The following is a 6166-nucleotide window of genomic DNA, read 5'->3' as shown; positions in this document are numbered from 1 at the left end:
GGGTCGGGGCGCCGACCGGGGGTGGTGAGTCCGGCGCCGGGCGAGCCGGCTATGGCGAGGGGGCGCAGCGGGCACGGGCGACGGCCGGGGCGCGGACGGCGGGCGGCGTCGGCGAGGAGGACCGCGACGGAGTCCGCCGCCAGCGCCTCGCGCGCGTGCTCGGCCACCAGTCGGGCGGCTTCGGGCAGGCCTGTGATTCCGGCGAGTTCCTCCGCCAACCGCGTGACGGCCCGCAGCCGACGGTCCTCGTTCATGTCGCAAGGTTATGACCGTGAGGGCGCTTTCGCGCTCCCCTCGTGCCCCTGAGCGCGCCCCGTGCGCCCCCGGGGCCGGCCGACCCGGCCCCGGGGGTTCGGTCGTCCCCGGCTCATTCCCCCGGCCACCTGGGCGAACGCTTCTCGTTGAAGGCGGCCACGCCCTCGGCACGGTCCCCGGAGAAGGCCACCGTGCGCCACGCCGCGTCCTCGATCTCCAGCCCCGCGCGCAGATCGGTGCCCCACCCGGTGCGCAGCGCCCGCTTGGCGGCCCGCAGCCCCACGGGGGAGTTGGCGGCGATCCGACCCGCCAACCCCAGTGCCTCGGCGCGGGCGCGGCCGGCCGGCACCCGCACGTCCACCAGCCCCAACTCGCGGGCCTCCTCCGCCTCGACCCGGCGGGCGGTGAAGATCAGCTCGGCGGCGCGGGCCGCGCCCACCCGGCGGGGCAGCAACTGGGTGCCGCCGCCACCGGGGATGACGCCGACGGAGACCTCCGGCAGGCCGAGGACGGCGGTGTCGTCGGCGACGATCAGGTCGCAGGACAGCGCCAGCTCGCACCCGCCGCCCAGCGCGTACCCGTGGACGGCCGCGACGGTGGGCATCGGCAGCTCCAGCACGCCGGTGTAGGCGGAACGGGCGATCGGCCGCTGCCGGGACAGTTCGGCGTCGCTCAGGGAATTGCGCTCCTTGAGGTCCGCGCCGACGCAGAAGGCGCGGTCGTGGGAGGAGGACAGGACGGTCGCCGCCACCGAGCGGTCGGCGGCCAGGGCGGCGCAGGCGTCGGCGATGTCCCGGGCGAAGGCCGTGGAGACGGCGTTCATGGCCGCTCGGCGGTCCAGCACCAGCTCGGCCACCGCACCGTGGCGGCGGATCTCCAGCCATTCCCCGTGCCGGACGGGCGCGGCCCCGGCGTCCCTCCCGGCGGTCGCCCCGCTCCCGGCCCCCGTGTCACCCGCCGCGTTCCCACCCGTGGTGCTCGTCCCGTCCGTCACATCCGCCTCCGGTTAACGATCGCTCACCGAACCGGGGCATCATCGCACGCCGACCGGTCGGTCGCGGAGGAGGGGAGCGCTCAGGTGCGGCGGGAGAGGATCCAGGGCTCGATCACGCCCAGGCCGCGCACCGGCCGGCGGTACATGGGGCGCAGGCCGAAGCGGTACGGAGCGGCCCCCGCGGCCCGCTCGTCGGCCTCCTTCTCGGAGTGCGGCGCCGCCCCGACCGCCGTCAACTCCTCCCGCATCGCCTCGTCCACCAGAACGGCGTCCTTGGGCGCTATCGAGGTCAACCGGCTGGCCAGGTTGACGGTGTTGCCGAAGACGTCGCCCATACGGGTGGTGACGGTGCCGAAGGCGATGCCGACCCGGATCTGCGGGATCTTCGGGTCCTCCGCCAGGGTCTCCACCAGCTCCAGGCCGATGTCGGCGGCGAGCGCCGGGTCGTCGGCGGCGTAGAGCACCTCGTCGCCCAGGGTCTTGATCAGCCGGCCGCCCCGGGCGGCGACCAGGTCGGCGGCGGTGGTCTCGAAGTTCTCGACCAGTTCGCCGAGTTCCTCCTCCTCCAGCCGTCGGGTCAGCCGGGTGAAGCCGACCAGGTCGGCGAAGGCGACGGCGAGCCGGCGGTCCACCATCTCCGCGTCGTCCTGGGCCTGGAGCACCCGGCCGGTGGCGGCGGCCAACTGGCGGCGCCAGACGTAGACCAGGAACTCCTCCAGCTCCGGCAGCAGCAGCTCGACCAGGGGGTAGGCCACCTCGGAACGGGTCATGCCCGGCTCCGGGGGCTCGGTGAGGCCCTCCAGGAAGGAGTCGATCTGCCAGTCCGCCAGCCGGGCCGTGGTCTGGCCGGTGGACCGGGCGACCTGGACCGCCATCGACTCGCTGAGCAGACCCGCCTCGACCAGGCCGGCGAGCCGGCGCAGCGCCAGCACGTCGGCCTCGGTGAGCGCCTTGGCCTGGCCGACGTCGGGGAAGCCCATGGCGCGCCAGAAACGGGCGGCCAGGTCCATCGGCACGTCGGCGGTGCGGGCGGCCTGGTAGGGGGTGTACTGCCGCTCGGAGCCGATGATCAGCTGCTCCAGGCGCAGGGCGATGGTGTCGTCGCCCTCCTCGGCGTCGCCCCCGGTGGTGCCGTCCGGGGCCGCGCCGTGCGGCTCCGGGGCGTGGGCGGTGCCGTCCGGCGCCGGAGCGGCGGCCGGCCCGGGGGGCGGGGGCCCGGACGCGGCCCCCGCCTCCTCGGGGAACTCCGGCTCAGCCACGATCGCGGCCCGTCGTCCGCGCCTGCCGGACGGGGGTCCGGGTGGAGGTCGCTCCGCTGTGCACTGCCCCTGCCGTTCCGATCCGCCGCGCCCTGCGCGCGGCGTCACCGCACCACCCTACGGCAGATGTGCGGTGCGTCACGCCGGGGCCGTCCGGACGACGGCGGGGGCCGCTCACCCGTGCCCCGGGCCCGTCGGGCGGGCGCGCAGGTGCACCACGTCGGCGGCCGAGACGGCCCGACGGATCCCGTCGCCGGTGCGGATCACCAGCCGGCCGTCGCCGTCCAGCGCGACGGCGCGGCCGATCACCTCGTCGCCGCCGGGCAGTTCGGCCCGCACCTCGCGGTCGAGGGTGGCGCAGCCCGCGGTGTAGGCGCCGCTGATCCCGCTCGTCACCGGGTCGCCGCCGGCCTCCTCCCAGCGGCGGAGGCGGTCGGCGAGGGACCGCAGCACGGCGCGCAGCAGCGGATCGCGGTCGGTGCCGGGGGCGCCGGCCAGGACGAGGGAGCCCGCGCCGGGCACCGGGAGCTCGTCGGCGCGCAGGCTGACGTTGATCCCGATGCCGAGCACGGCCAGGGATTCCCCGGAGGGGGTGGGGACGCGCTCGGCGAGGATGCCGCCGGCCTTGCGCTCCTGCCCGTCGACGGTGATCAGCAGGTCGTTGGGCCACTTCAGGGCGGTGTCGGTGCCGGCCGCGCGGGCCAGGGCCTCGGCGGCGGCGACACCGGCGAGCAGCGGGAGCCAGCCCCAGCGCTCACCGGGGACGCGGGGGGAGAGCAGGACGGAGAGGAAGAGGCCGGAGCGGGCGGGGGCGTTCCAGCTGCGGCCTAGTCGGCCGCGCCCGCCGGTCTGTTCCTCGGCGATCAGGACGGTTCCGGGCACGGCGGTGCCGGCGCGGGCGCGCTCGGCGAGGTCGGCGTTGGTGGAGCCGGTGCTCTCCAGGACCTCCAGGGCGGCCCAGGGGCCGGTGGGGGCGGTGAGCGCGCGGCGCAGCGCGCCGGCGTCCAGCGGGGGTCGGTCGAGGTCGGTCCAGCGCCCGGCGGCGGATGGTGTCATGGTCAAGAGGGTAGGAGGCATCGAATGGGGTCCCGTTCGTCCCCGCCCGGTGTGTCCAACGCCGCACTGTCGGAGAGCTTCCGCGCCGCTAACCTACGGATCGGTAGCCACCCGAGGACGAGTAGGAGCCGCAGCCCGTGTCCGAACAGGAAATCCGGCCCGATATCCACACGACCGCGGGCAAGATCGCCGACTTCCGGCGACGGACGGAGGAGGCCGCGCAGGCGGGCTCCGCGCGGGCGATCGAGAAGCAACACGCCAAGGGGAAGCTGACCGCCCGGGAGCGGGTGGAGATGCTGCTGGACGAGGGATCGTTCACCGAACTGGACGAATTCGCCCGGCACCGGTCGACCAACTTCGGGATCGAGCGCAACCGTCCGTACGGGGACGGCGTGGTGACCGGTTACGGCACGGTGGACGGTCGGCCGGTGTGCGTCTACTCGCAGGACTTCACGGTCTTCGGCGGGTCCCTGGGCGAGGTGTACGGCGAGAAGATCGTCAAGGTGATGGACTTCGCGCTGAAGACCGGCTGCCCGGTCATCGGCATCAACGACGGCGGCGGGGCCCGGATCCAGGAGGGGGTGGCGGCGCTCGGCCTGTTCGCCGAGATCTTCCGGCGCAACGTCCACGCCTCCGGGGTGGTCCCGCAGATCTCGCTGATCATGGGGCCCTGCGCGGGCGGCGCGGTCTACTCCCCCGCGATCACCGACTTCACCGTGATGGTCGATCAGACCTCGCACATGTTCATCACCGGACCGGACGTGATCAAGACGGTCACCGGGGAGGACGTGGGCTTCGAGGAGCTGGGCGGGGCCCGCACCCACAACACCACCTCCGGCGTGGCCCACTACATGGCGGGCGACGAGAAGGATGCCATCGACTGGGTGAAGGCACTGCTGTCGCACCTGCCGTCGAACAACCTCTCCGAGCCGCCCGCCTTCCCCGAGGAGGCCGACCTGGAGGTCTCCGAGGCCGATCGCGAGCTGGACACCATCATCCCGGACTCCGCGAACCAGCCCTACGACATGCACCGGGTCATCGAACTGGTCCTGGACGACGGGGAGTTCCTGGAAACGCAGGCGATGTTCGCGCCCAACATCGTCACCGGTTTCGGCCGGGTGGAGGGTCGGCCGGTGGGCGTGGTCGCCAACCAGCCGATGCAGTTCGCCGGCTGCCTGGACATCGACGCCTCGGAGAAGGCCGCCCGCTTCGTGCGGACCTGCGACGCCTTCAACGTGCCGGTGCTCACCTTCGTGGACGTGCCCGGCTTCCTGCCCGGCACCGACCAGGAGTACAACGGCATCATCCGGCGCGGCGCGAAGCTGATCTACGCCTACGCCGAGGCCACCGTGCCGCTGATCACCGTGATCACCCGCAAGGCCTTCGGCGGCGCCTACGACGTCATGGGCTCCAAGCACCTGGGCGCGGACCTGAACCTGGCCTGGCCCACCGCGCAGGTCGCGGTGATGGGCGCGCAGGGCGCGGTGAACATCCTGCACCGGCGCACCCTGGCCGCGGTGGAGGACGACGCGGAGCGCGAGGAACTGCGCGCCCGCCTCACCGCCGAGTACGAGGAGACCCTCCTCAACCCGTACGTGGCCGCCGAGCGCGGGTACGTGGACGCCGTGGTGATGCCCTCCGAGACCCGCCGGCACATCGTGCGCGGCCTGCGGACCCTGCGGGCCAAGCGGGAACAGTTGCCGCCGAAGAAGCACGGGAACATCCCGCTGTGAGCGGGGGGTCGACCGTTCACCCGTCCCCGGCGGCCCCGGTGGTGTTCTGCGCCGGGGGCCGTCCCGTCCGTTCCGCGAGTGCCGGAGGTGCGCCGTGATCCGTGTCCTGCGAGGCAACCCCACCCCCGAGGAACTGGCCGCCGCGCTGGCCGTGGTGCGGGCCCGGGCGGCCGCCTCCTCCGCCGCCGGGGAGGCCGGGGGCTCGGGGCGCCCGACCCCGTGGTCCGACCCCGCCCGCACGGTGCCGACCCGGCTGCCGGCGCCGGGCCCGGACGCCTGGCGCACCAGTTTCTGGCCGGCCTGAGCCGCCGCCGGGGCCGGCCGGGTCGGGGAGAGGGCCCCGGTCCGGCCGGCTCCGGGTCGAATCGCACCGGTGCGACCGGAATCTGAGTAGCCGTACTCAGGTCGCGCGTCGGCCGACCCGGGCAGCATCGGAACCATGCTCTGGTCCGACCTGCGCGAGCCCCCGGCGGAAAACGAGGCGGGGGCGGTTCGCGCGATGCTGCGCCGGGCCGGGTGGGTGATCGCCGTCGCGATGGTGCTCGGCACCCTGTTGGCCCTGGGCTCCCGCTGAGCCCCTTCCCGGGCGCCCCCTCGCCCTGAGCAAGCGCTTTCTCACCTCTCACCCACCTGGCCTTTCACCGAACCTTCACCTCTTCTCCATCAAAAGCCCTTCCCGACCCCCTACTGAATGCTTCGTTCCGCTGCGTAGTTTTCCGATCACGCGTGGGGGGATGCACGGGGCTTCCCCCCGCTTCGGGACCGTCCGGTCCCGCCTCACGAGGGGAAGAATCCGTTGCCCGACGCGCATCGTCCGCACGCCGAGCACCATCCGCACCCGATACCGACCCCACCCGCACCGGGGCGCC

At 74.2% G+C, this 6166-nt stretch carries 7 protein-coding genes; 3 read left to right on the top strand and 4 right to left on the bottom strand.

The genetic code is table 11. From position 1 onward, the window contains the following. The 4 genes from FOE67_RS13405 to FOE67_RS13390 all read right to left on the bottom strand — a co-directional run. Positions 1 to 254 (bottom strand): hypothetical protein (locus tag FOE67_RS13405; RefSeq protein ID WP_182663930.1); only part of this gene is annotated, 254 nt, incomplete at its 3' end. Positions 255 to 367: 113 nt separating this feature from the next. Further along, a complete protein-coding gene (locus tag FOE67_RS13400; protein ID WP_194444236.1) occupies positions 368 to 1135 on the bottom strand; it encodes an enoyl-CoA hydratase/isomerase family protein in 768 nt (255 codons plus the stop codon). Between the two features lie 194 nt (positions 1136 to 1329). After that, positions 1330 to 2508: an adenylate/guanylate cyclase domain-containing protein gene (locus FOE67_RS13395; protein ID WP_182663926.1), complete on the bottom strand. Its 1179-nt coding sequence runs from the start codon at positions 2506 to 2508 to the stop codon at positions 1330 to 1332. A 174-nt stretch (positions 2509 to 2682) separates the two neighbouring features. Next, positions 2683 to 3564 (bottom strand): biotin--[acetyl-CoA-carboxylase] ligase, encoded by an 882-nt coding sequence (locus FOE67_RS13390; protein ID WP_182663924.1) that lies wholly within the window; start codon positions 3562 to 3564, stop codon positions 2683 to 2685. 137 nt (positions 3565 to 3701) lie between these two features. On the opposite strand from FOE67_RS13390, the gene FOE67_RS13385 reads away from it, so the two are divergent. The 3 genes from FOE67_RS13385 (at position 3702) to mmpB (ending at position 5871) form a co-directional block, all read left to right on the top strand. After that, complete coding sequence (locus FOE67_RS13385; RefSeq protein WP_182663922.1) at positions 3702 to 5297, top strand: acyl-CoA carboxylase subunit beta; 1596 nt, start codon at positions 3702 to 3704, stop codon at positions 5295 to 5297. A gap of 94 nt (positions 5298 to 5391) precedes the next feature. Then, positions 5392 to 5601, top strand: coding sequence for an acyl-CoA carboxylase epsilon subunit (locus FOE67_RS13380; RefSeq protein ID WP_182663920.1), 210 nt, complete (start codon positions 5392 to 5394; stop codon positions 5599 to 5601). 135 nt (positions 5602 to 5736) lie between these two features. Beyond that, positions 5737 to 5871, top strand: coding sequence for a morphogenic membrane protein MmpB (mmpB, locus tag FOE67_RS30045; RefSeq protein WP_267133328.1), 135 nt, complete (start codon positions 5737 to 5739; stop codon positions 5869 to 5871). Positions 5872 to 6166 lie beyond the last annotated feature (295 nt).

Source organism: Streptomyces calidiresistens, assembly GCF_014141525.1.
Taxonomy (GTDB): Bacteria; Actinomycetota; Actinomycetes; order Streptomycetales; family Streptomycetaceae; genus Streptomyces; species Streptomyces calidiresistens.
Note: the sequence above shows the minus strand (reverse complement) of the source record. Positions and strands in the feature narration are given on the sequence as shown.